Annotated in this window: 21 protein-coding genes and 2 tRNA genes; 17 read left to right on the top strand and 6 right to left on the bottom strand. The window is 47.6% G+C overall.

The features are described from left to right. Positions 1-40 precede the first annotated feature (40 nt). Entirely contained in the window at positions 41-1,489 is a 1,449-nt protein-coding gene (locus CVT49_14935; GenBank protein PKK82220.1) for a type II secretion system protein GspE, read from the bottom strand. Between the two features lie 72 nt (positions 1,490-1,561). Here CVT49_14935 and CVT49_14930 point away from each other — a divergent pair, with 72 nt between their 5' ends. From CVT49_14930 to CVT49_14920, 3 genes are all read left to right on the top strand, one after another. Further along, the gene (locus tag CVT49_14930) at positions 1,562-3,247 is read left to right on the top strand and encodes a hypothetical protein (GenBank protein PKK82219.1); all 1,686 of its coding nucleotides are present in this window, start codon (positions 1,562-1,564) and stop codon (positions 3,245-3,247) included. A gap of 134 nt (positions 3,248-3,381) precedes the next feature. Next, a complete protein-coding gene (locus tag CVT49_14925) occupies positions 3,382-5,085 on the top strand; it encodes a hypothetical protein (GenBank protein PKK82218.1) in 1,704 nt (567 codons plus the stop codon). Positions 5,086-5,386: 301 nt separating this feature from the next. Then, positions 5,387-5,575 (top strand): hypothetical protein, encoded by a 189-nt coding sequence (locus CVT49_14920; protein PKK82217.1) that lies wholly within the window; start codon positions 5,387-5,389, stop codon positions 5,573-5,575. A 111-nt stretch (positions 5,576-5,686) separates the two neighbouring features. Here CVT49_14920 and CVT49_14915 read toward each other — a convergent pair whose 3' ends face one another. Genes CVT49_14915 through CVT49_14905 form a run of 3 tightly spaced genes read right to left on the bottom strand, consistent with a single transcriptional unit; the run spans position 5,687 to position 10,775 of the window. After that, positions 5,687-7,411, bottom strand: coding sequence for a hypothetical protein (locus CVT49_14915; protein PKK82216.1), 1,725 nt, complete (start codon positions 7,409-7,411; stop codon positions 5,687-5,689). A gap of 18 nt (positions 7,412-7,429) precedes the next feature. Beyond that, the gene (locus CVT49_14910) at positions 7,430-8,674 is read right to left on the bottom strand and encodes a hypothetical protein (GenBank protein ID PKK82215.1); all 1,245 of its coding nucleotides are present in this window, start codon (positions 8,672-8,674) and stop codon (positions 7,430-7,432) included. A gap of 34 nt (positions 8,675-8,708) precedes the next feature. Further along, positions 8,709-10,775, bottom strand: coding sequence for a hypothetical protein (locus CVT49_14905; GenBank protein ID PKK82214.1), 2,067 nt, complete (start codon positions 10,773-10,775; stop codon positions 8,709-8,711). Between the two features lie 211 nt (positions 10,776-10,986). Here CVT49_14905 and CVT49_14900 point away from each other — a divergent pair, with 211 nt between their 5' ends. From CVT49_14900 to CVT49_14845, 12 genes are all read left to right on the top strand, one after another. After that, positions 10,987-11,937 (top strand): hypothetical protein, encoded by a 951-nt coding sequence (locus tag CVT49_14900; protein PKK82213.1) that lies wholly within the window; start codon positions 10,987-10,989, stop codon positions 11,935-11,937. A 100-nt stretch (positions 11,938-12,037) separates the two neighbouring features. Beyond that, positions 12,038-12,661, top strand: coding sequence for a hypothetical protein (locus tag CVT49_14895; protein ID PKK82212.1), 624 nt, complete (start codon positions 12,038-12,040; stop codon positions 12,659-12,661). 81 nt (positions 12,662-12,742) lie between these two features. After that, entirely contained in the window at positions 12,743-13,240 is a 498-nt protein-coding gene (locus CVT49_14890; GenBank protein PKK82211.1) for a hypothetical protein, read from the top strand. A 30-nt stretch (positions 13,241-13,270) separates the two neighbouring features. Continuing rightward, the gene (locus CVT49_14885) at positions 13,271-14,566 is read left to right on the top strand and encodes a hypothetical protein (protein PKK82210.1); all 1,296 of its coding nucleotides are present in this window, start codon (positions 13,271-13,273) and stop codon (positions 14,564-14,566) included. A 139-nt stretch (positions 14,567-14,705) separates the two neighbouring features. After that, on the top strand, positions 14,706-15,743 hold the full coding sequence (gene galT / locus CVT49_14880) for a galactose-1-phosphate uridylyltransferase (protein ID PKK82209.1): 1,038 nt from the start codon (positions 14,706-14,708) through the stop codon (positions 15,741-15,743). A 5-nt stretch (positions 15,744-15,748) separates the two neighbouring features. Continuing rightward, positions 15,749-17,218 (top strand): glycogen synthase GlgA, encoded by a 1,470-nt coding sequence (locus CVT49_14875; protein ID PKK82208.1) that lies wholly within the window; start codon positions 15,749-15,751, stop codon positions 17,216-17,218. Positions 17,219-17,491: 273 nt separating this feature from the next. Then, positions 17,492-17,564: transfer RNA gene (locus tag CVT49_14870), tRNA-Gly, on the top strand. Between the two features lie 9 nt (positions 17,565-17,573). Continuing rightward, a tRNA-Cys gene (locus CVT49_14865) sits at positions 17,574-17,645 on the top strand. A 153-nt stretch (positions 17,646-17,798) separates the two neighbouring features. Further along, complete coding sequence (locus tag CVT49_14860; GenBank protein PKK82207.1) at positions 17,799-19,241, top strand: hypothetical protein; 1,443 nt, start codon at positions 17,799-17,801, stop codon at positions 19,239-19,241. A gap of 161 nt (positions 19,242-19,402) precedes the next feature. Next, positions 19,403-19,591, top strand: coding sequence for a ferredoxin (locus tag CVT49_14855; protein ID PKK82206.1), 189 nt, complete (start codon positions 19,403-19,405; stop codon positions 19,589-19,591). A gap of 63 nt (positions 19,592-19,654) precedes the next feature. After that, on the top strand, positions 19,655-20,080 hold the full coding sequence (locus CVT49_14850) for a hypothetical protein (GenBank protein PKK82205.1): 426 nt from the start codon (positions 19,655-19,657) through the stop codon (positions 20,078-20,080). Next, positions 20,077-21,531 carry an RNA-splicing ligase RtcB gene (locus CVT49_14845; GenBank protein PKK82204.1) on the top strand — a complete coding sequence of 485 codons (1,455 nt, stop codon included), beginning with the start codon at positions 20,077-20,079 and terminating at the stop codon, positions 21,529-21,531. Before CVT49_14850 ends, CVT49_14845 begins: the two co-directional genes overlap by 4 nt. A gap of 456 nt (positions 21,532-21,987) precedes the next feature. On the opposite strand, the gene CVT49_14840 is transcribed toward CVT49_14845, so the two are convergent. Next, positions 21,988-22,686, bottom strand: a complete 699-nt coding sequence (locus CVT49_14840; protein ID PKK82203.1) for a hypothetical protein — start codon at positions 22,684-22,686, stop codon at positions 21,988-21,990. Positions 22,687-22,690: 4 nt separating this feature from the next. Next, entirely contained in the window at positions 22,691-23,692 is a 1,002-nt protein-coding gene (locus CVT49_14835; protein ID PKK82202.1) for a cystathionine beta-synthase, read from the bottom strand. 149 nt (positions 23,693-23,841) lie between these two features. Here CVT49_14835 and CVT49_14830 point away from each other — a divergent pair, with 149 nt between their 5' ends. Then, a complete protein-coding gene (locus CVT49_14830; GenBank protein ID PKK82201.1) occupies positions 23,842-24,336 on the top strand; it encodes a hypothetical protein in 495 nt (164 codons plus the stop codon). After that, the gene (locus tag CVT49_14825; protein PKK82200.1) at positions 24,333-24,746 is read left to right on the top strand and encodes a secondary thiamine-phosphate synthase enzyme; all 414 of its coding nucleotides are present in this window, start codon (positions 24,333-24,335) and stop codon (positions 24,744-24,746) included. Before CVT49_14830 ends, CVT49_14825 begins: the two co-directional genes overlap by 4 nt. Positions 24,747-25,001: the final 255 nt, after the last annotated feature.

Below are 25,001 nucleotides of genomic sequence, written 5' to 3'. Positions count from 1 at the left end.
TGAGAATCTATAATAATACTCCGAGAAAATGTCTGGACTTTCAAACACCGTCTGAAGTATTTTTAGAGCAATTGTTGCACTTCAAATGTGAATCCACCATTTCCTGCGGTCTATATTCCTCAAGGCAATAGGGACAGTTTGTTCGCAGCAACCTTTGGGCCAGCACTCCCTTAAGGGCCGAGGCCACCAGAAATTTTTCCATGCCCATATCGATTAACCGCGTGATACTGCTGGGGGCATCATTGGTATGCAAAGTCGAGAAAACCAGGTGTCCGGTCAGCGCCGACCGCAGGGCCATAATTGCCGTTTCGCTGTCGCGAATCTCGCCGATCATAATTATGTCCGGATTCTGCCTCAGGATTGAGCGCAGGGATGAGGCGAAAGTCAATCCCGCTTTTTCATTCGTCTGGACTTGATTGATGAGGTTGAGTGAATATTCAACCGGATCTTCGACTGTAATTATGTTCTTTTCAACCGAGTTAATCTCTTTAAGGACCGAATAAAGTGTCGTCGTTTTTCCGCTTGAGGTCGGCCCGGTGATAAGGACCAATCCTTCTTTCAACTGGATCAGCCTCTTCCAGTGGCGAAGGATATCATTAGATATGCCCAAATGATCCAGCCCCATCTCGAGGATGCGCCGGTCGAGAATTCGAATCACCACTTTTTCACCATGAATGGTCGGCAGTGTGGATATTCTCAAATCGACGTCGGAGCCGTCAACTCTTACCATCAGGCGCCCGTCCTGCGGCAGCCGCTTTTCGGATACATCCATGTTGGAAGCCACCTTGATGCGCGAGATAATTTCCGACTGCAGATTTTTCGGCGGCGAGGCTTCCTCCTTCATGACGCCGTTAATCCGATACCTGACGCGCAGTTGATCCTCATCCGGCTCAATGTGAATATCCGAAGCCTTGGTCTTGACAGCCTGATTGATAATAAGATTGACAAGTTTGACGACCGGGGCGTCATCTTCCTGAAATGAGGCTAACCGTTGCTTTTCCAGTAATATTTCTTCGGCTTTCCGGTCGGGATAGGCGCCGATAACACCGCTGAGCGAATCGGCCACCGAATAATACTGGTCGATGGCGGCATTAATCTCGGTGCGGGGGGCCACAACTCTCTTGACATCACATTTGGTCAGATATTTTAATTCTTCGATGGCAATAATATTAAGCGGGTCGGACATCGCCACCGTGAGATTGTCCCCGATTTTGAAGGCTGGGATAAGGCAATAGCGCCGGGCGACCTCGACCGGAACCAGGCCGATAACCGAGGGATCTATGACCATCGATTCAAGGGATATCCGGGGAATCTTGAGTCGCTCGGAAATAGTATCAATAAGTTCGGTCTCGGTAATCATCCCCGATTCGACAAGAATCTGTCCGATCTTCCGACCGGTTTTTTCCTGCTCTTTCAGGGCCGTTTCGAGCTGTTCATTTGTAATCAGCCCTTTTTCTATTAGAATATCGCCGACTTTTTTTCGAGACATAATTCAATTGTCTAAATTGTTTATTTTCTATATTATTCGGAAAATATCCGGTTTAACTTAACCGGCGGTAAAATGATATGCGATCGGCCCCGGCTTTGCTTTTTGCAGAAGTGGTTCCGAATTGTGGGAAGGTTTGAATTGTCCGCTTTTGAAATAAAGACAGGGAAGCTTATATTACGCTTGATATCTCTGCTAATCCTTACTGCCGCTGCAGGATGGGCGGGCTCTCCCGATGATACCGACAGTCAATCCACTCTGATTTACATTGATTCGATTCATGTCAATAACATGAATATTTTCGATCTCGATTCGGCGAAGTATGACTTCTGGCCTTTTCATCTCGCCAACAAATTGCATATCAGAACAAAGAAACATGTTATCAAGCGGGAACTGTTACTTAATAAAGGCGAACCCTTTTCCCGCCGGCTGGCCGATGAAACCGAACGAAATTTACGGGCTTTGCCGTATCTCTGGAACGCTCGACTGAGTATGGTTAAGGGCCCGGCCGGTGAAAATATCCTGGAGGTCGCAACATCGGATACCTGGACCCTTCTGGGCGGATTGTCATTTCACCGGACAGCGGGGGAAAACGAGATACATTTTCGTGCCGAAGAACAAAATCTGCTGGGGATGGGCCAGCACTTGTCGTTTCATCATTACTTCAGGGACACTCTTGAGGATTTTTCGCAGTTTTCCTTTCTGGAACGACGACTATTTAATTCGCGGCTTTTCTTCCAGTCTTATTTTAACGGCGATCCCGAAATTGCACAGACCTCGCTTTCATTGGGAAAGCCGTTTTTCTCGCTTAATTCGAAAAGCAGCTTCCGATTCGACTTTATAGATTGGAACCGCCGGGATGATTACTATGAAAGCGGACTTATAATCGCACAGGACAAGATAAAGGGCAGTCAGTTCATTCTTACAGGGGCATATCGCACCGGTTCATATTATGACAAAGTTCAATTCGGCACCGAGATTATTTATACGGATATAAATGTGTCGGCAAAAAAATACCTGGCCGACAGCAACCTGGTCACTTTTCCTCGGGACAGCCTGTACTACGCCGTAATTCCGGAATTCAGTATAAGGAGTTATGAATATTTGCAGACGACACGAATAGATAATTTCAACCGAATCGAAGATATTCTTTTCCTTAATGGCGCCGCTATAAATTATGGAAGATTTTTCGATCGACACGGTGATAAAATTTATGATTATGCGGGCTTATTGATTAATTATGCAAAACATTTCAGGGCCAACCTTTTCTTTGTCGAGCTGGGCCGAAATTACTGGTTTAATGGAAGACAGGACTTTAGAAAAAGAACCAATTTCTCGATAAGATATTATAACAACGGAATTTCATGGTTGACACCGCAAGTGCGGTTGAAATATGATGAAGATTTCAGGGAAGACGCCATGGCGACTCTTTATCTGGGAGAGAATAATGGACTGCGGGGTTACCCTAAGAATATCTCAACCGGCCGGAAAAGGATTTTGGGCAATATCGAAAATCGGATTTTCCCCGGACTGGAATTTCTATCGGCCGATTTTGGGGCGGTGCAATTTATCGACTTCGGCCGATGCTGGAGTTTTGACCGGAAATTAAGGTTGGATGATCTTCTCTGGTCGGTCGGAATTGGGCTTAGAATTGGCGTGGAAAGAGTCACTCATGCCAAAACAATGCGTCTGGATCTGGCTTATGCGGGTAAAACAAGGGACTGGCAAGTATCGTTTGGTTTGGGACAATATATAAAATAGCGCAGAAATGAGCGTATAAGCTATAATTGACTTGACAAAAAAGACATTAGATGTACATTAATCAAGGGGAAGCTAATAAACCCGGTTACCTCACCGACTGTCATACCTGTTAATGAAATGAGGCATAATAACTTATGAGTCGCCTAAGCAAATTATTCCTGATCGTTATCGGAGTGTTTTTGCCGATTTTGGCGGCCGGATCCAATACCAGCTCGGAATATTGGCGAGCCGGCTCGGTGGACTTAATCGAAACAGCTTACAGCACCGGCATAATTACCAAGGGGGATAGGCTGTTTTATAACCTCCAGACCGTCTTCCAGCCTGAAAAACTTCCGGAAGAATATCAATCGGAATTTCCCGGGATTATCCGAAGTGGAACCCCTTTTGTCAATGATGCCCTTGACCACTGGGATTTGATGTCTGCGACTCAGCAGGAGGCGGCGACCGCCATGCTGGCTCGTCCCACGACGGATTCGGTCTATATTTCACCGGACGGGAAATTTGCGGTGCATTATGATATTGATGACCTAAACGGCGTGCCCCCTGAGGATCTGGATGCCGACCAGGTCCCTGATTTTGTGGAGAGAATCGGCCTTTATGCCGACAGCAGCTACCGGTATTATCATTATGACCTGGGCTATTACCCGCCGCCCTCGGACGGCGATTCCTTGTATGACATCTATATACTGCATGTCGGCAATTACTATGGCACCACGGTCAGGGAATCCGCGGGCGATTCATCCTGGGGCGATTTCAGTTCCTATATTAAAATACACAATAATTTCAGCTTTGCGCTGCCAAATGATGATCCCGAGGGCACCATTATCGGCGCCCAAAAGGTAACCTGTGCTCATGAGTATTTCCATGCCACACAAATGGCCTATGCGTATAAATCAGGAGCCGATTTGTGGTGGACCGAGGGCAGCGCGGTCTTTTTTGAAAATGAAGTTTTTGATGAGGTTAATGATCATTATTATTATTTACCCTATTTTTTCAATTATCCCGACACCTTCCTGATTGACACCAATGCATTTCCTTCTTCATTGCATAATTACAGTACCTTTGTTTGGCCGGAATATCTCGCCAAAAGATACAGCCTCGATATAATCAGGACGATCTGGGAATACGCAAGATACAATAATCCCTTAACCTCAATGAACCTGGCGCTTAATCCCTACGGAAAAAACATGGCAACCGCTTTTCTGGAATTTGCCGTATGGAACTATTTCACAGGCACCAGGTACGATCCTGATTACCATGAGGACGGCGCCGATTATCCTCAGATTGTAGTGGCTCCGGTCGCCCCGCAATGCCCCTTTTCGGATTTGTTGCCGGTAATACCTCCGGACGGGCTGGCCAGCAACTACATCATGGCATATCCCGACACCAGTGAAAATGGAATACTGGTGGTAAATTTTGATGGTGATAATACCGTCTCATGGGGTTTTTCCTATATTTTATTTGAAGGCGAGAATCATCAAGTGACAACCGCCTGTGCCGTAGATTATATGGGTCGAACCAATTGCGGCATTTATGATTTTTTGCGTTACGATTCCATTGTTTTCATTCCCTGTGTCGTCTCGCAATGGCATGACGACAATTCCTACGTTTTCAGTACCGAGATTCATCCCTTCGGCGATGTTGACGGATCGGGAGAAGTTAATATTCTTGATATAACCCAGCTTATAAAGTACCTTTATAAAAGCGGGCTGCCGCCCAAATATGATCTCCGCGTTGGCGATGTCAATTGCAGCGGAAATGCCAATGTTCTCGATGCATCGTATTTGATATACTTTCTGTATCGAGGCGGGCCCGAATCATGCGCGTATCGGCCTTAAGCCGGTGGTATATTAGTCGTTGATCAGAATCTGACAGATTCGCAATCGTAAGATAGATAGTGCAGTTTGGAACGCAATAGGCGTTATTTGTACTTATCTTGGATATGTACATATCGTATCCTAATATAACGTGGTACCGGGCGATAGAAACCGAAGGCGGAATTATTTGATTTTTTTGCTTGACTAAAATATTTGAAATTAATATTAATTAATTGTTAACTTACTTTTCGTCTGAAACTACGGATCGATACACATCGGAGGTAACAAGGAAGTTAGCCTAATTATAAGATGAGGGGGAAATATGGATTCTGGTTTTGAACCCAAAATCCTGATTTGTGTCGAGTGTGGTCAGGAGTTCGTCTTCACCGCCAATGCACAGGAATACTTCGCCGAGAAAGGGTACACGGAAGACCCCAAGCGCTGCAAACACTGCTATATGCAGCATAAGCGCGACAAGCGCGGCAGTGAGGTTATCGAAGAACCGGCGTAAGTTGACTCGATGCAACAGTACCAAAAATTGAGACCCCTTAAATTACTTAAGGGGTCTTGGTTTTTGCGTCATCCTCGCCGATCAGGATTCATTTATGGTTGATCAGAGGGATTATTTGATCAGAGTCATTTTCCTGACATCCTTTTCCTGTTCCGTGACGACTTCATAGAAATACACCCCAGAAGAGACTTCACGACCTTCGGCATCACGACCGTCCCAGGCCAGATTTACGATATTTCCGGCCGGCAGAAATTCATCAAACAATGTATTTACGCGGCGGCCCAGAATATCATATACCGTAACCGTGGTCTGTCCTGAAGTTGCGGCCTGCAGCCGGATCGTTGTCGAAGGATTGAAAGGATTGGGGTAATTCTGGCCGAGCCGGACTTTTTCGGGCAAAATATCATCTTCGGATTCTTGAATATCGCTGGCAAAAGAAACCTGGAAATCGGCTGTCATTATACTTGATGACGCCGAGACATTGCCGACGACAACGTAGGTGTTTTCCCCGGAATAAGAGAGTGAATTGGGCGCCGACATCGGCGAAAAAGTCGTCTTGGCGCCGCTGCCCGGAAAAGGATCACCGGTATCGCCGGAATTGATCAGTTTTTCCTGATGGTACTGGCCGTCGGCCTGCTCCAGGGCGACACCGTAATGACCATTGGCTGTGTACCCGGGATACCATTCATCATCATTGGGATTAATTGAGCTTAAAATAGTCTCGTCAATATGCCAGATCATCAGGCCGGAGCCAGGAAGGTATGAGTCGTAACCGGTCTTTTGCCGGTTCTCGACCAGGAAATACTCATTTCCCAGACCGCCGCTTGACCAGAGTCGATATATACTTCCGCCGCTCTCCGCACTTTCGATGGCGGCATCGTTGATATTCGCAGAGACATTTACCGCCGAAGCAAATCCCAGTTCGATACGCGACCAGGCATCCAGCCATGAGGGATAGTCGCCCAAACCGGTCGGGCCGCACCAGCTTCCATAACTCATGAGCGACCATTTGCCGACACCGCGCGAACTGTAATCGGTATCATATAAATCAGGCAGTCCGAAAACATGACCCAGCTCATGACAGAAAACGCCGCAGGTGATGTCACCGGGCGCACTCCAGTATTCCGGTTGTATGCTGTAATCGAAAACATGAACGCCGTCCATAAGCTTCGGCGGCCAGACGGACCATTTATGCGACCAGATATCGGTACTGGTATGGGTGAATTCGGCCCCCGGCCCGGTGTGGATAAGTATTATGGCGTCAACATAGCCGTCGCCGTTATTGTCATAATCAGAAAAATCAACGAGGGGATTTATCAGGCCGGTAACATCCTCGCACAGCTTCTGGCTGTTTTGCGGATAAGCGCCGGTTCCATTCTGGTCGTTGCAATAATAAGCATAGGTCTGCGGCGCCATAGTCCAGCCGATTGAAGAAGGCAGATTGAGAGTGACAATATCAAGCTGATTGCCTGAGACTTCATTATAGTAGTGCCGCACCGTGCCCTGGCGATTTACAAACAGCAGAGTGTCGAATTCCGCCGGGGCAACCGCTTCCGGTTTGTCGGAAAACTTGATAAGAATAGCCAATGCCCTGAAACTGCCCGAGACGCCGGGTTTGGCCGACGGGGCGAGTTTCAATGACATATTGATGCCGCGTTCGAGGAGTTCGGGACGATGCTCCAGGTAGTAGGGAAGAGGCTGGCCCTGTTCAAGGTGTTTCTGCAATGTTTCCGGATTGGGCGGCATGGCGGCCGTGGTTACAGCCAATCCGATAAATATCGCGACGGCAAGAAATCCGCTGGTATATTTTTGCTTTATTATTTGAACTATGTTCATCGAAAATCCTCCCTGATTTTAGAATCGTATCCCGGTTGCCAGGGCCAGGTGCAATCCTTTGGTGGCATCAAGGTTCAGTGTACTGTTGTTGGAGACAGCAATATCAAAATGGAAAAGCGACAGGTCCACGCCGAGGCCGCCCGAAATTACCGATCCTTTGCCGCCGCCGAGGGAATAACCGGTGCGGATCGGGAGAAAACTGAACAGATGATACTCGATACCGGCGGCGATACGGGGTTTCGAAGAAGCTCCGGCCGCGAGACGGAATCCCTGGATATAATCCACCGCCCACAAAAACCGGCCGTCGATATTGGCCAAACCGAATTTCATTACGCTCGGAAGGGAGGAGCTGAAGTTCTCGATCGGATTGGACCAATCCTCGGAAACATTTATCGAATCATCATCGATTAGATCGAGATTAATTGTATCAAGTTCGAAGTGGTAGCCGTGCTCTTCGGTTTTGTTGTTCCAGGTAATATTGCTTAAAAAATTGCTGACGCTGATACCAGCGGCATAGCTGTCATTCAATTTAAGCGCCGCACCGATATCCACGCCATAACCGCTGCCGCCCATCGCCGTCCGCGCGATCATGGTCCCTTCACCGCTGAACCCGGCGGCCAGCGTGACCACCTCGCCGGTCAACTCGGTTACTTCTTCATAGGCGAAACCGCGAATATATTTGACCGTTGCCCCGACCGCCAGTTGCCTTGTTCCCGAGACATAAACCGGAACGCCATATGACATCCCGACCGACCCATAGGCGATCGCCTCGCTGTACATCCCTTCCAGCGAGAAAGCCTCGTCAATATCATTCCCTTCGAGAAACAGTCTGAGAGCGTCCTTGCCCAGGTTGACTTCGGTAGCGGCAACACCATTAATAGAGAGAACCATTGATCCAAGTGAGACGGACATTGCACCCACTTCGGCTTCGGCCGAAATCTTGAGCCCCTCGGCGGGAATCTTGCCCAGAATAACCGATTTATCATCCTCGGACAGAACCGCCCCGGTGTATTCATTATAATCCGCCAGCGTAAAGCTGTTATTCATGATATGCACGCCGGCCCCGGCCAGCTCGATACTGTTCTCCCGATATTCCGACAGGCCGATATTGGCCGGATTATAGAGAGGAGCATAAACACCTCTGGCCAGCCCCATATGGGCGCCCCCCATGGCCACGGCCCGGGCGGCGGAAAGACCGCCGGCATCGGCGGAAACCGCGACCAGGCAGAGAATAAAGACTATGACAAATATTTTTGTTAACATTTTTGCCTCCGGCATGGATTCAGTTTGGGGACTGCTAAAAGCCGCCGTTGAATTTATAATCCACCACGATTGTTCCGGTCAGACCGATATAGTCGGTTGCAAGCACTTTCACCGGGGAAGTGCCATTCCCTCTGAGGATGATTCTTTGCGTGGAATAAACAATCGGATTATCCAGAATTTTTATCTCAATGCTGTCGAGCGGAATCGACAATTCGGAAACCACCGCCTCAGTGACGATATTGCCACCATTGACATTGCCGGCACTGACGGTGATAGGACCCAGCACCAACTGGGCCTGATCCGCGTTCAGGCGTGACGGGTCGCTGTCGAGATATATTTCGATCGAGGCCCCGAGCGGCAGATGGTTGGTGACGGTGGCATTGAAACTGGCGCTCACCAGATGGTCGGTAATCATATCAATGTCTTCCTGGTCAATATCCTCGGAAGTCGTATCGCCGTTAAATGTAGTATGATCCAGAATAATCTCGAACGGCGAACTGACATGAATACTGGGGACGAGATAAGTCTCTTCCGTAATGGTCCCGATTGTTACTCCATCGCCGAAGAAGGCCGACCCTGCAAAAGATATATGATCCGGAATCGGATTCATAAAATCGGCAATTGTCGAATCGACAAAAACAACGGTCACCGGGTTATATAAATCACCGGCCGGAATCAGGCCGCTCATCTGCATTGATTGCCCGGCATTTCCAAGAAGACTGATGGAAAATCCCCCGGGGAAGTTGACGGAGCTTTCGATCTCCAGAACCAGGGTGGCGTTGGCCAGTGTAACCGAGTCGAAGCCATTCGGGATTTCCAGGTCGGCCGAAATGCCGCTGAAGCTGGCCTCGGTCGAATCGGCAATCCCGGTTACCGAGGAAAATTGAATATCGGATAAATAGGCAATTCCTCTTAATGTATCATCCTTGTAAATATCCACCATTCTGGGCGACGTCGAATCTATGTGTGCCGAAGCATCAATGATTATTTCCTGGGGATAAGTCAAATCAGAAGGCTCAAAGGTGTACCCGGCCAGATCAATATTTATAATCTGGGATTGGTTGGCCGGTACCGTTCGAGTGACATTGACCGGGTTGCCATTCAAGTGAAAGTCCGGCACGGAAATATTGATCTCCGAGGTCACGGTTGTGCCATTATCAAGAATCAAACGCATGCTGCCCGAAGAAACTTCGGCATTGACAATGGTTTGTGAAGAGGGGATCTCGGCCGAGGCCGAAAAAGCCTTGTTGATGCTCGGTATTTCGGCTCTTGCCGCCGATACGGTCAGATCTTCGGGAAACGTTGCGGAAGATGTCAGTGTCCGGCCCGACAGGGTCAGCATGCTGCCGCCCGGCGTATGACAGTGAAACTGAAGGCGCAGCAGATTGGAAATCCTTTTGCCGCCAAGCCCTATAGCCACCGAATCGGTATGGCCGGCGGGAATTCCCGGCGGCGGGAAGGAAACCGTGGCTAAATGCACAAATGAGACCAGATCGATCAACTCGACAATGATGGTATCCAGATTAATTCCGAAATCATTGGTCACTTTTACATAAACAACGCCCGCGGAAATGTCGGCCCAAGCGAACCTATCCAGCGGGGGAAGATCATTGAGAACACTGAATGAGGACGGTGGCAGGGTGTCCAGGCTTAACGCAACGTAATTTGACAGATTGACCGTGGCCGACAGCGGATCGGGTGGATGAACCGCGATCTGTCCGACGGTGTTAAAGACGGTCTGGGAGAAATGTTGAGCCGCCAATTCTTCACTGATGTGAATCGTATCAAGCTGGCGGCTGTAGGTAAACATTATTTCACCGGTTGAATCAATTGACAGGGAAGGCTCATTGATTTTGTCCAGAATCTCCGGCATCCGATAAATGCGGTTGACCGTAGGTATGGTAAAGCCGGTCGTCCAGATCGGCGCTTCCGGTTTTTCAATGTTGCACTGAACCGTGGTCAGAAAGACAATTATAACGACAAAACCAAGAATAATTTTCAGACCATATTTAAGTATGAAGGAATCGGCCAGATGGCATCGCTTCGGTGATTCCCTTCTTACCGGTAATGGCTTTTCTTCGATCTCTTCTAAATATTCCATAGGACCCCCACAAGGCCTTTAAATTTATTTTTGCATTATGAGAGAGCAAAGCGGATGCCTGTTTTCCAAATCGAGCCAAGAGCTTGTATGGCAGTTGGATAGCCTCAACCATAGGGGACTGTCACTATACATAAACTATGGGGTGGTGCCCACAGCCTATTGAGCTAAATTGATAATTGACATTTGCATAACTTTGATGTAGAATGATCAAATGGGGATGGCCAAATATGACCGGCTGCTTTACATCCTGAATCTGCTTCGAAGCCGAAAGAATCTTAATGCCGAGATGCTCGCCCGGGAGTGCGATGTCACCGAGCGCACGATTTATCGCGATATCGTGGCACTATCCGAGGCGAACATTCCTATTTATTATGAAAACGGATATAAGTACGCCAGCGGCAATTTCCTTCCGCCGCTGAATTTCGATATCGATGAGTACATGGCCCTCAAAACGGCGCTGGAATCATCGCCGCTGTACCAGAGCGGGCGAAGCCGGAAACTCATCAAATCGGTCAAGATGAAGATCGAAGCCTGTCTGTCGCCCGCCGTCAAAGAGAAAAAACTATATGCCGCGGATACCACCAGCATCGAAGTGAAATCTACGCAGGGCGACCGTATCAATGAGACATTTTATGCCGTGGTGGAAGATGGAATCAGAAAACGACGGATAATCAGATTGACCTACAACTCTATCGAGAGCGGAGTCCGTGAGCGCGAAGTTGAACCGTATTTCCTGATATTTATTGAAAGAGCCTTTTATTTTGTCGGCTATTGTCATCTGCGTCATGGCCTGCGGACATTTCGCATCGATCGCATATTGGATGTCGTTCTGACCGACAGAACCTTCAAACCACGCACGAATATCAATCCGGCCGAATATTTCCAAAACAGCTGGGGGGTTTTCAGCGGGCGGCCGGTCGAAATCGAAGTCATTTTCACGGGCAAAGCGGCACGCGTGGTCAGCATGAGCCGCCATCACCGCAGCGAAAAAGTGACCGGTCTGGAAAACGGGGCCGTAAAATATGAGGTTACGGTGAGCGGTGTCGAAGAAATCTGCCGATGGCTGATCGGATTCGGCGGCGATGCCGTTGTCGTCAGACCGCTGTCCCTGGCCGCCGAAATTCAGAAGAGAGCCCGGGCCATACTCAATAATTATCTTTGATAGCTCGCATCACATTTATTCCTATTTGAAGATCATCTCAATTTTCCCTGACGCCCCCTGTCAGTGAGTGTCAACATATTCATGCGCGGAGGGGTTGGAGATGACCAAATCGGAACGCCTTTTATATGTCGTGAGTTTACTGCGCGGTCGGGAGAAGATCAGTATTAATGATCTATGCCGACTGTGTGGGATATCGAAAAGAACGGTCTATCGGGATATCAGGTCGCTGAAGCAGGCCAATATTACTATTAATTGCGACCGGGGATATTTTCTGACGGAGCAGAACGTGTTCCCCGAACTGAAGCTTAACAGCGATGAGCAGGAGCTGCTGGGATTTTGTCTGAATTATACGCCATTGAACAGATCGGCCCATTTTACACGGAAATTGGCAGAAATCGAAAGCAAAATAATATCCTGCCTGAACGGCACAAAAAGAAAAAAGCTGGGGCGCTATCTGGTTGGATCGCTGTCTAATAACGATCGTTTAATCTCCGATCAGGACCAGACCCTTAAACGCTTCTTCGAGGCCTTATTGACCCATCGGGGACTAAGTGTCAGGCTGAAGCCAAATGGCAGGACTTTTGTGGGATTGAAGCCGGTCGGGTTGTCTGTCGAAAACGATCAATGGCTTTTATGTCTGACCGACAATGTCGGCTGTAAAACCGTCAGAATCCCGCTTAATCTGGTGGAAGCTATAGATTTAACAGAGTTAACGGTCGATTAACTTGTTTTTATTCAACAGGATACGCCTCAATTTTATAGATTTTGGTTGACAAATCGCGCCATTTGGGTTTCTTAACTAGTTATGAAAAGCCTGGGCGCAAAAAATATCGCCTTTGCCGGAATAATTGCCGCCCTGTACGCGGCCATGACCATTCTGCTGGCTCCTATAAGTTATGGCGTTTATCAAGTGCGAGTGGCCGAGGCTCTGACGATTCTGCCGTTTTTGTATCCGGTGGCTGTCGTCGGGCTGTTTATCGGCTGTCTGGTGGCCAATATTTTTGGCGGCAACGGACTCCCCGATATTATCTTCGGCTCTCTTTTGACTCTTCTGGCGGCATGGTTAACATACCTTACTTCAAAAATTAAAGTTCGAAAAGCGGCCCTGGTATTGGCGCCGCTTCCTCCAGTCATTATAAATGCCTTCGGTGTGGCGGCCTATTTGTCGCAGATTACCGGCATGACCTATTTTTTCGTGGTGCAATTTGTGGGCCTGGGACAACTGGCGGCCTGCTATGTGCTCGGACTGCCGCTGTTACTGTTCCTGGTCAGGAAAAGGAAGCAATTACCGGGTAAAAATTAATCGAAATAATACAAAGACAGGGCAAAAAATATGGCTAAATGTCTGATAATTTTCGAAGATGAAGCATATGCAAATTTCAATCCGCTGGCGCTGTTGCGGCCGGTGTTCATGCTTCGACCCGGCATAAGAACCCTTGCTGAAAAAATTATCGACTGCTTCGACGGTTATCAACCACATTATTTCTGCCGGCCCGAGATCGCCGAGCTCACCTCCGAAAATTGCCGTATTCCGGTTAACCGGTTCGAAGATAAGGGATATGATGAGTATATCTTCGTCAATGGTCGTATCAGGCATAATATTGAATTCGTTCACGCCCTTAAAGCCGCCGGAGAGAATGTTATCCTGACTTCGGGAGACGATATCACCGCGTTCAAGCTTCTGGGTAAGCTTCCTGATCCGGAATATAATTTCCTAAAACAGGGCGATTTGAGCGGGTTTTATAGCAAGTTCAAGGAGCGCGCCAAGGCGATGAATATCGAACTGCCCATGTATGGATACATCTGGGATCTGGTGGCCGCCATCGATGATGAGATCAAAGACGATTTCAAATACTTTCGCAAGAATTCCAATGGTGACGGCTTCCTGAAAGATCGCAACCGGACTGATAACAAGGGAAGGGAATTTCCGGGGGTCGATTTTATCAACTCCGGCGATATTTATATCGCGGCTGACGCCGAAGTGCTCCCCGGAAATGTTCTGGATGCATCGAAGGGGCCGATTTTTATCGGCAGCCGGGTCAGAATCGAGCCGCATTCATATCTGGTCGGGCCTCTTTATATCGGCAAGGAAAGCCATGTGTTGGGCGGCAAAATTACCGGCAGTTCCATCGGGCCGGTTTGCCGGGTTGGGGGCGAGGTCGAGGAATCGATTATTCAGGGCTATTCCAATAAATATCATGCCGGTTTTCTCGGCCATGCTTACCTCGGCGAGTGGATCAACCTTGGGGCGATGACGACCAACTCCGATCTGAAGAATAACTATGGCCCGGTAAGTGTGACGCTCAATAGGGTCGAGCATAATACCGGGAATCTGAAAGTCGGGTCGTTTATCGGGGATTTCACCAAGACCGCCATCGGGACCCTTTTGAATACCGGCATAACCATCGGCCTATCTTGTAATATCGTCGCCGACAGCCTGGTCACTGACAAGGAAATTCCTTCGTTTACCTGGTATTCCCCTCGGCACAAAATGACTTACAATTTTGTTAAAGCGATCGGAGTAATAGAAAGATCAATGGCCAGACGGGATAAAGAACCATCCGAGGCCCTGAAAAAGAGGTTGAAAGAGATTTTCGAGACTGAGTCCAAACATAACGCCAAAGAATAATAATTTATGGAGCCCGAAGGCGAAGTGTCGATAATATTGAGGAAAGCTGTCTTGCAGAAGAATATGAACTTAAATAGTAATTTGAAGGAACATAGCTCTTTGATTACTTCCAATAAATGTACTTCCGGGGGTTTGGTTTATGCCTGAATTTCGCAGAGATCCGATATTGGGCCGATGGGTTATTATATCCACCGACCGTGGTAAAAGACCTTCAAGCTATGGCAACCTGCCCAAGCAGGAAGAGCCCAAGATGTGCCCGTTTTGTCCGGGGAATGAATTCAATACTCCGCCCGAAGTCGCCGCTTATCGAAAGGACGGCTCGGAGCCGAATAAACCGGGATGGTTTCTGAGGGTGATTTCCAATAAATACCCGGCGCTTCGAATCGAAGGAAATCTTGACCGGGAACCCAAGGGCATCTATGACAAAATGAATGGAATCGGCGCCCATGAGGTCATTATTGAGAATCCTGATCATTCTAAGGACCTGGCCGATTTAACGGTTAAGGAAATTAAGAACATTCTCTGGATGTATCGCGACCGCACTCTTGACCTCCAGCGGGACCGGCGCTTCAAATACATTTTAATATTCAAGAATCACGGTGAAGCCGCCGGCGCATCACTGGAACATACCCACAGCCAGTTGATAGCGACGCCCATTATTCCCAAAAAAGTGGAAGAAGAAATAATGGGGGCACAGAAGTATTTCAATTTTAAAGAGCGGTGCATCTTTTGCGACATCGTTCGCCAGGAATTGACCGACAAGGAAAGAATAGTCAATGACTACGGCGACTTCATTTCCTTCGAACCGTTTGCCTCGCGGTTTCCATTCGAAACCTGGATAATGCCCAAGCAGCATATATCTCATTTAATAGATTTCTCGGATGATGTTTTCATATATCTGGCCGAGGCCTTGAAAGACACACTCAATCGAATCAGGGTGGCTCTGAATAATCCACCCTTCAATTATATTCTACACTCGGCGCCGATTGGGAAAGAGTATGATCATGTGTTTCACTGGCACATTGAAATAATTCCCAAACTGACCCGGATGGCCGGTTTCGAATGGGGTTCCGGCTTTTATATCAACCCGACTTTGCCGGAAGATGCGGCGGCCTTCATGAGAAATGTCGACCTCTCCCGGATCGAGCAGCTTTTTGGAGTCGGTGCGGTAAAATAGAACCTATGAAGTCACTGAATATTGCTTTCATAACCCCCGAAGCGGTTCCTTATGCCAAAACCGGGGGACTGGCCGATGTCTCGGGTTCACTCCCGGCGGCTTTGGCAGCGAGAGGGCACAAAGTCAGGCTTTTTATGCCGAAATACCGTTCTGTTTCGGCTTTTCTTGCTGAATCGAATCGTCCCGATATTAGCTTCAACTGCCTGGTGGGCGACAAAGAGGTTCCGGCCGAAATATATTCATTAACCGATAAAGAATCGGGTGTGGAAATCTATTTTATCGGGAATGACTTCTTCTTCGATCGGGAGGCATTATATGTCGATCCGACGACGGGCAAAGATTACCCCGATAACGATGAACGTTTTATATTTTTCGGCCGGGCGGTGCTGGAACTTGTAAAAATTCTCGATTGGAAACCGGATATATTTCATGCCAACGACTGGCAAAGCGGGCTGGTACCGGCGCTTCTGAAAACCGCTTATTACGAAGATCCGTTTTTTGCCAAAAGCCGCACTGTCTTCACGATACATAATATGGGATACCAGGGACAGTTTCCAGAGGATACATTTGACAAACTGAATATCGCTGAATCCAATTTTTATGCGGCGGGACCGTTTGAATATTGGGGTGATATCAATTTCATGAAAGCGGGTATCGCGTTGGCCGACAAGGTTACGACCGTATCGGCGACCTATGCGCAGGAAATTCAATTAAATGACGATTTCGGCAAGGGCCTGCAGGGAGTTCTGGCCGAACGCTCCGCCGATTTAGTCGGTATATTAAACGGCGTTGATTACAATCAATGGTCACCTCAAAAGGATAAGCTGATTCCGCACCGGTATTTTCCGGCCAATTTGTCCGGCAAGAAGAAGAATAAGTTGGAACTGTTGAATAGATGTGGTTTCCCCCTCAGAAGCGAACAGCCATTGATAGGCGTCATCTCGCGTCTGGACAGGCAAAAGGGCTTTGATCTCCTGAAGGAAATTATGGGCGACATAATGGCCCTCGACTTGCAATTGGTTCTTCTGGGTACCGGTGATGAGGAATACCATCGGTTTTTTGCCGAGATTGAAAAAGAATATCCTGACAAGTGCCGGGCCTTCCTGACATTCGACAACAAGCTGGCTCACCTGATAGAAGCCGGATCGGATATTTTTCTAATGCCTTCCCGATACGAGCCTTGCGGTTTGAATCAGATGTACAGCATGAAATATGGAACCATTCCAATCGTTCGTAGAACCGGCGGTCTGGCTGATTCGGTCATTAATTTCAATGAAGAAGCACTTACCGGCACCGGCTTTGTCTTCGACGATTATAAATCAGCGGAATTGCTGGAGACCATTAAGAAAGCGGTTCAGACTTTCTCGCGCAGGAAAGTCTGGTTCAAGATTATCAAGCGGGCCATGGCTCAGGATTTCTCGTGGGCCAGGTCGGCCATCAAGTATGAAGAATTGTATTTCCAGACCCTTCAATAAGTGAATAATATTATATCCTATCTATTTTTGACTGTCAAAGACTGGCAGTTTGCTGCAAACACTCATAAAATATTTATGGTCCTATATCAAAATCTATCCCGCTGTGCGTCGCAGAATTCGATGACAATATTGAATGATCCCGGTATCGGCAAGTCTTAACTAATTGCCCTCAAGCTAATAAATTACGCAATATCAGATAATAAATATTCGTATTAAATTTGAGGTGAAAAAAGTTGACAAATGAAAAATCCTATATATATTATTAGCCACTAAGCGGGAATAGCTCAGTTGGTAGAGCACCACCTTGCCAAGGTGGCTGTCGCGGGTTCGAGCCCCGTTTCCCGCTTTTTTTTACGGCGGCTTAGCCAAGTGGTAAGGCAGAGGTCTGCAAAACCTCTATTCTCCGGTTCAAATCCGGAAGCCGCCTTTTTTTATGCCACCTCTTGACAATCCCTGTTATTTTATTACACTTTTCTTATCACTAATTAAAAGGGCGTGTCGGTTTTCTCTAATGAATGCATTTAAAGTGATAGCTATAGGCATTAGTGCGGTATTTTGTGTTTTTTTATGTGTTCCGCTGATGGCCGATGTCTCCGCGCCGCTCTGCCCGACCATATATGCGGGAAGCGATGGAAAAATTGAAATATATTGGTTTTATCCGGGATTACATGAAACGTCAGCCGGCAATCTTCCCAATAATAGTGACATTTTCGGTATGGGTGCCCCGGCTGCCGGCCCGGGTCGATATGCTGTCGTGACGCGATTCGGTTTGGAACCACCGGTTTTAATCCATCATGCCGTCACTTATATTGTTAATTCGGACCCATTCTCGGAATTGCCGGGAGATCAGTTTACGCCCATAACGCTGTTTCTCGGCAGGCAAACTGATGATGGTTGTTTTTCACATATCCATGAGTACAAAATTGGCCTCGACTCATCGGTTTGCGCTTTTGGAGATTTTGTCACAGTCGATAACATTGATTATCCAACCGCCCGGCATGAAATCTGGGTCGGTCTGGAATGGCCGACCGATACCAATGCCGCCCCTTTGGTCGGCATAAATTATTCCCCAACCGGATTGGATCAATATATCCTGGAAATTGCCGAGCCGGCTTGTTCCCGGAGTGAAACACAGCAAGAATATCTGACTGGAATCAGGTTGCTGGACTGGGCCGAGCGCAAAGACTCGGATGAAATGCCCTCGGATAGTGATGAAGTTCTGTTTTTTGAGGTATTATTTGCGAAAGATACCGGTGATTTTCTTAACCAGTCCGAATCATTGGATATCGTCGGCGCCGACTCGCTTCATTCGTCTATGGATTTTACGAATAATGGTTTTATTTGTATTCGGGCAAATGACAGCATAACGGCGGCAATGTCGGCCTTTATATATCTTGATTCGAGTCAGTTGCCCGATCTCACCGTAAATCCGCCATTACTGGAAAGGCCCTTCGATAAATATGCGCCCAATTTCTTTGATTTCGAGCTTGTGAACACCGGATCGGAAACCGTTTCGTTGCGGCTGGATTATGACTCACTTCTGATGAGGCTGGATCCCCAATCTCTGGAAATTGAGCCCGGGGAGCAAGCCGTCATCGGATTGTATCTTTTGGCCGACCATGCCGGTGACTCGTTGCTGAACTCCACCATAACCATATTCACATCCGATAATAATTACCCGCTTTTGTATCACCTGAAGTTCGTTATTTCCGAGCCGACGGGAATTGCCGGGGACACCCGGGTATTCCCGGACGATTTTTCGGTGACTGGTGCCTACCCCAACCCGTTCAACGGGAATGTCCGTTTTGGAATTGATTTCCCAGCCGGAAAAGGAATATTAATTGAGGTTTATGATATCCTGGGCCGGCGCATTTATGATGATGTTTTGACGGAAAGAGTCGGCCCAGCATTTATCTGGCCAGGGAGAGACCATTCAGGTCAGGGGATGGCTTCGGGGTTATATTTTTTCCGGTTTTCCTATGGCGGCCATAGTATAATCAAGCGGGCCGTTTTAATAAAATAATAAAATATTGCCATATATATTTCCTCATAACCTATTATTTTGTAAGGGAATACCAAAAATAATGAGGGAGCTGTTTTTTTTCTTTACTTTGCGGAATTATCGTCTATATTGGCAGCTAATAAGTATAACGAGTGTCATGTAGTTATTGGAGGATTTATATTATGGCGATGAAAATTACGGATGAGTGCACTGCCTGCGGGCTCTGTCTGCCGGAATGTCCGACTTCTTCGATTGAAGAAGGGGACATTTACGTTATTAATCCCGACACCTGCAATGAATGTGAAGACCAGGATGAAGGCCCTCACTGCGTTGCGGTCTGCCCGGTAGAGTGCATCGAAAAAGCCGAATAATAAAGTCAGATATTTTATAGAACGCCGCTTGTTTCAAGGCGGCGTTTTTTTTATTTTAAAACTATGCCTTACAAGTATACCGATATATATTCGACCGCCGATGTCGGCATGATTGTGACCGGCCGCAGTCTGAATGAATTATTCGCCGATGCCGCTCTGGGTCTGACCGAGGTGGTTGTCGATCTCGAGGGTCTTGACGATGGACGGCAAATTGACATCGAACTCGAGGCGGACAGTCTTGATGACCTCTTTTTTATCTGGCTTTCGGAAGTTGTCTATCATAAGGATGCCGATAGTTTTCTGGTCAAAAAAGTAAACGTCAATATTGAAACCGTCGGCCGTATCAAATTAAAGGCCGAATTATATGGCGATACGATCGATCCGTTGCGGCATACGTTGAAAGTTGACGTAAAAGCGGTAACATTGTACCGATTAAAAGTCGAACAAATTAATGATCATTGGCGGGGAGAGGCGGTTTTTGACTTATGACACGAGAGAAGTACCGTCGAATCGGTGACAATATCTGGGAGATTCCGGTCGACTACAAGGCCGGTATGCGGGTTCCGGCAAGGATACTATCGTCATCGCAGCTTATTGATGGGATCGACGAAAAGGTCATCGATCAGATCACCAATGTGGCCTGTCTGCCGGGTATAAAGCGTTACGCCCTGTGTATGCCGGATGGTCATATGGGCTATGGATTCCCGATTGGCGGTGTGGCGGCTTTTTCGCTTAGTGACGGTGTGATATCTCCCGGAGGAATAGGTTTCGACATCAATTGCGGTATGCGGATGCTGCGGACAAATCTGACTCTGGATGAACTGCGACCCAAAATGGAAGAGCTCTTGAACGGCCTGTTTCGGACAATACCATCAGGTGTCGGTTCCAAAGGTTTCTTGAACCTCGATCGCAGGAATTTTAATGCCGTCATGGAGCAGGGATTGGACTGGTGCCTCGAAAATGAATATGCGACTGAAACCGATATTGAGCGAATTGAAGATCGCGGTCACTTGCGCGGAGGTGACCACGGCAAAGTCTCGGAGAAGGCAGTATCGAGAGGTATCAATCAGATGGGAACCCTGGGGTCGGGAAATCATTATCTTGAGGTCGAGATTGCGCGACCCGAAAATATTTATAATCGCGATATAGCCGGACAATTCGGTATCGACCGGGATAATCAGGTGCTGGTGGCCATCCATTGCGGATCAAGAGGCTTCGGTCATCAGATTGCCACTGATTATCTGCAAGTTTTTGCAGGTAGTGTCAGAAAGTACGGTCTTGAAGTTCGCGATAGAGAGTTAATGTCGGCTCCGATTGATTCGGATGAAGGCCGGAATTATGCCTCGGCCATGGCCTGTGCCGCCAACGCCGCCTTCGTGAACCGTCAATTGATTGTATATGGTATTCGCAAGGTCTTCCGGCAGGTATTTGGCAAAAATGATACTGAACTCGGCATCGAAACGATTTATGACGTGGCGCATAACATCGCCAAATTCGAAAAATACTTCATCGACGGCAGAGAAGAGACATTATTGGTGCATCGTAAAGGAGCCACACGGTCCTTTGGCCCCGGCAAGGCGGAAGTTCCCGAGGTCTATCGCCGGGTCGGTCAACCGGTGATCGTGGGCGGTTCCATGGAAACCGGATCGGCTCTCCTGTGCGGAACGGCGGTCGCCGACAGCGAAACCTTCGGATCATCGCTTCACGGCGCGGGGCGGACCATGTCGCGCATGAAGGCCAAAAAAACGATACGCGGCGATATGGTCAAGAAACGGATGCATGACAGCGGCATTCTGGTAAAGACCGGATATATGCCCGGCCTGGCCGAAGAGGCTGCTTTTGCGTACAAAGACATCGATCAGGTGGTTGATGCGGTCGATAAACTTGGCATTTCCAGAAAGGTTGCACGTTTTGACCCGGTGCTGAACATAAAGGGATAATACAGGACAACATATGTATTCTATTGCATGGTGCAATGTTCCGAAAGGAATAGTGCACCATATTTATTTGCGGAAAGATGCAGGCATCAAATTTAACGTAGCGTATTGCATTGCAGCAGAATGTCTTAGCCAAAATAAGAGGGCGCTACTCTGGTTGGGTAGAGGGGGCTAGGAAACTACCCAGGGACAGCAGAGAGTCACCCTCATTTTCTTAACCAAAATTTACATCTTCAGTGGGATTTGTCAAGCATTTTTATTAACTATTATTTTATTATGTCTATGTCATTCTATTTATGATATTTTATAAATTTCTCGACAGTCTTTATCAGCAATTATTTTTGAATGCAATAATCGCCCCGCCACCATATATATTCGACGGCGTTATGGAAAACTTAACATTTTGGATAAAAAACAGCCGTTCTAACAACGGCTGTCTGATAATTTAAATTAACAGGATTAATACCTGACAATTTTGACCGGAACGGTCACTCTTGTTTCCGGCTCAGTCTTATATGATATGGTGAAATTACTGTTATGCGTCCCGCGCGGGAGACTGTCTTTTGGAATTATTTTTATGACCTTTGTCTCGTCCTTCCCGATAGTGCCCCCGTAGGAGTCAATATTGAAGATGGTATCAATTTCCATCTCGATATAGTATTCCAGCGGAACGCCGGTCAGATTAAATAACTTCACATCCTTACCCTGATGTCCGGGCAGGAAAAATAGCGACTGCGGTTCGGTACGAAATTCCTTCGGAATAATATTGATATCGGACGAATATTTCAACTCGACCGCCTGGTTTTCGGCATCATTGGAATGCACCGTCACATTCCTGACATTCCGGCCATAATATTCTCTGGTATCGAATATTACTTTGATCCGGCCGATGGAATCCGGCGGGAGTACTTTATTCAAAATGATGGCGGAAGTGCAATCACAATTGGAAACGGCCTTTTCAATATTCAGATTCGCGTTGCCGGTGTTCTTGACGCGAAAATAATGAACCAGCTTGAAATCCAGCGGCACATATCCAAAATCATAATATTCATCAATTACTTCAATCTTCGCCCGCGCGGCCCCCGCCGCCCAGAGAGAATTTAGCATCATTAGAAGCATAAATACAAACAGGATAATTCCTTTAAACAATATTCTCATATATTCAGACCTCCAGCTTCTTATTCTCGGACTTGTCCGTCAAAAAGCCCTGCTCCTTCATCCAGATATCATTAAAACATTTGCTCAAATATTTTGATCCCGAATCAGGCGCGATAACAACCATGACCGCCCTATCGTCCAGATCGCGTCCGATCCGCCGGGCCGCCCAGACAGCCGCCCCGGTTGAGCCGCCGACCGAGATGCCCTCTTCGCGCGAAAGTCTCCGGGCCGTCTCGAAAGCATCGGCATCCGATACAGATACGACCTCATCAACCAGGTGCGGATGAAGCGCCTCGGTAATACAGTCCGAACCGATTCCCTCGACTTTGTAAGCTTCTGAAGCACCGACCTGTCGGCTCTTTATATAATCCGCAAAAATTGACCCCACCGGGTCGACCGCAATCGCTCTGACGGCCGGATTTTTCTCCTTCAAAAATTTGGCCGTACCCGAAAAGGTTCCGCCGGTTCCGATACCGGCGATAAAATGGGTTACCTTATGATTGGTGTCTTCCCAGATTTCCGGACCGGTGCTCAGGTAATGCGCCTCGACATTGTCCTGATTATGGTACTGGTTCATGTGAAAGTAGCCATTTTCGCGCGCAAGATTTATAGCCATCATATAGCAGCCGTCGGGATCTTCATGGGCCGCATCGGAGCGGGTGATGATCACTTCGGCGCCGAATGATTTCATAAAATCAACTTTTTCCTTGCTTGTTTTTTCGGGGGTCGTCAAAACCGCCTTGAGGCCGAGTATCGATGCCACCATCGCCATAGCCACCCCGGTATTGCCCGAAGTATTATCAATAATGGTATCGCCCGGTTTGAGACGGCCCTCATCCATGGCTTTCTTCAAAATATAGGCCGCCATCCGATCCTTGACAGAGCCGCCCGGATTGAGAAATTCCAATTTGAGAAGGATCAGCGGGCCGCCGCTCTCAATTCCATTGTTTACCGACACCAGCGGTGTCTTGCCGATCAAATCCAGAATATTATTTTTATAATTCATACCTATACCCTTATGTTTATAACATTTTAGGTAATATTTGTTTCAAATTCAACCGATTTATTATAGTATAAATTATTGATGATATCGCTTTTAACTTGACAATTGTTAAAAATTCGGCCTTTATTGGTCAGGAATAACACGGAGGGTGTATGAAGACATTATCTATTTCAATACTTCTTCTTCTGTTTGCGGCCTTTTTGATGAGCGGTTGCAGCAAGGATGAAAAAGTCGCCGAGCTTGAAAAGCAAATCCAGGAGTCGGAATCTGAAGATCTGCTTGAAGATACGACGACTGAGATGGAAGTAACAACCCAGCCGGCCGCTACCGAAACCAAAACCTACACCAAGACACCGGAAGTGGCTCCTAAAGAGGAAAAAGCGTCATCTTATATGCCGAAACATACCGGCGGCGGGCAATATACCGTCCAGGTGGCATCCGGAAGCAACCCGGAATGGGTCAAGCTCATGGCCGATACTTATATACGGCGCGGCTACGAAGCCTTTATCACTGAGACCAATGTTGACGGCGAAACTTATTATCGTCTTCGCATCGGCTCTTACGAAGGTTTCAGCGAGGCCAAAGCGGTCGGTATGGAATTGCAGGATAAATATTCTGTCAATTTCTGGATCGATTATAACGAGTGAAAAGTCATACCGAATATCTGACTTTCAATACCCGCAAGCGGCGGCAATACATCAATATCACCGATAAAGTCGCGGCGGCTCTGCAGAAAAGCGGCATCGCCGAGGGGTTGGTTATGGTCGGGGCGATGCATATCACCGCCGGCGTATATATCAATGATGCCGAAAGCGGGCTGATCGCCGACATCGATGACTGGCTTCAGAAACTGGCCCCCGATGGTGTCGATTACCGGCATCACCGGACCGGCGAGGACAACGGCGACGCCCACCTCAAAAATCTCCTGCTCGGTCATCAGGTGCTGATTCCGGTCACAAAGGGAGAACTCGATTTCGGACCCTGGCAGCAGGTTTACTACGCAGAGTTCGACGGCCGCCGCAACAAACGGGTGATAATCAAAATCATCGGTGAATGACAGCAACGACGATTGATACGATTATGTATCAGACTGCGTAGCAAATCACCATCAAAGTACTATTGTTTTTGCAGCGTTTTTGGCGAATATTTCCTTGTACTATATTTATATTCATTCAATTACACGAAATTGGGTTCGTTTTCCCATTTTTAAAATCTTGTAGATACCGTCTTAACTGTCAAGGGCATAGTTAGGATTAAAGGGTAAATTGTTTTTCAACATTGCCCGGATCATCATCAGTAGTTTTTTCATAAC

Source organism: candidate division Zixibacteria bacterium HGW-Zixibacteria-1 (assembly GCA_002838945.1).
In the GTDB taxonomy this organism is placed as follows: domain Bacteria; phylum Zixibacteria; class MSB-5A5; order GN15; family PGXB01; genus PGXB01.
Note: the sequence above shows the minus strand (reverse complement) of the source record. Positions and strands in the feature narration are given on the sequence as shown.

Bases quoted from the DNA above. Each gene is read 5' to 3' on its own strand.
- CVT49_14935 (PKK82220.1), bottom strand. From the start codon at position 1,489: ATGTCTCGAAAAAAAGTCGGCGATATTCTAATAGAAAAAGGGCTGATT.
- CVT49_14930 (PKK82219.1), top strand. From the start codon at position 1,562: ATGATATGCGATCGGCCCCGGCTTTGCTTTTTGCAGAAGTGGTTCCGA.
- CVT49_14925 (PKK82218.1), top strand. From the start codon at position 3,382: ATGAGTCGCCTAAGCAAATTATTCCTGATCGTTATCGGAGTGTTTTTG.
- CVT49_14920 (PKK82217.1), top strand. From the start codon at position 5,387: ATGGATTCTGGTTTTGAACCCAAAATCCTGATTTGTGTCGAGTGTGGT.
- CVT49_14915 (PKK82216.1), bottom strand. From the start codon at position 7,411: ATGAACATAGTTCAAATAATAAAGCAAAAATATACCAGCGGATTTCTT.
- CVT49_14910 (PKK82215.1), bottom strand. From the start codon at position 8,674: ATGTTAACAAAAATATTTGTCATAGTCTTTATTCTCTGCCTGGTCGCG.
- CVT49_14905 (PKK82214.1), bottom strand. From the start codon at position 10,775: ATGGAATATTTAGAAGAGATCGAAGAAAAGCCATTACCGGTAAGAAGG.
- CVT49_14900 (PKK82213.1), top strand. From the start codon at position 10,987: ATGGGGATGGCCAAATATGACCGGCTGCTTTACATCCTGAATCTGCTT.
- CVT49_14895 (PKK82212.1), top strand. From the start codon at position 12,038: ATGACCAAATCGGAACGCCTTTTATATGTCGTGAGTTTACTGCGCGGT.
- CVT49_14890 (PKK82211.1), top strand. From the start codon at position 12,743: ATGAAAAGCCTGGGCGCAAAAAATATCGCCTTTGCCGGAATAATTGCC.
- CVT49_14885 (PKK82210.1), top strand. From the start codon at position 13,271: ATGGCTAAATGTCTGATAATTTTCGAAGATGAAGCATATGCAAATTTC.
- galT (PKK82209.1), top strand. From the start codon at position 14,706: ATGCCTGAATTTCGCAGAGATCCGATATTGGGCCGATGGGTTATTATA.
- CVT49_14875 (PKK82208.1), top strand. From the start codon at position 15,749: ATGAAGTCACTGAATATTGCTTTCATAACCCCCGAAGCGGTTCCTTAT.
- CVT49_14860 (PKK82207.1), top strand. From the start codon at position 17,799: ATGGCCGATGTCTCCGCGCCGCTCTGCCCGACCATATATGCGGGAAGC.
- CVT49_14855 (PKK82206.1), top strand. From the start codon at position 19,403: ATGGCGATGAAAATTACGGATGAGTGCACTGCCTGCGGGCTCTGTCTG.
- CVT49_14850 (PKK82205.1), top strand. From the start codon at position 19,655: ATGCCTTACAAGTATACCGATATATATTCGACCGCCGATGTCGGCATG.
- CVT49_14845 (PKK82204.1), top strand. From the start codon at position 20,077: ATGACACGAGAGAAGTACCGTCGAATCGGTGACAATATCTGGGAGATT.
- CVT49_14840 (PKK82203.1), bottom strand. From the start codon at position 22,686: ATGAGAATATTGTTTAAAGGAATTATCCTGTTTGTATTTATGCTTCTA.
- CVT49_14835 (PKK82202.1), bottom strand. From the start codon at position 23,692: ATGAATTATAAAAATAATATTCTGGATTTGATCGGCAAGACACCGCTG.
- CVT49_14830 (PKK82201.1), top strand. From the start codon at position 23,842: ATGAAGACATTATCTATTTCAATACTTCTTCTTCTGTTTGCGGCCTTT.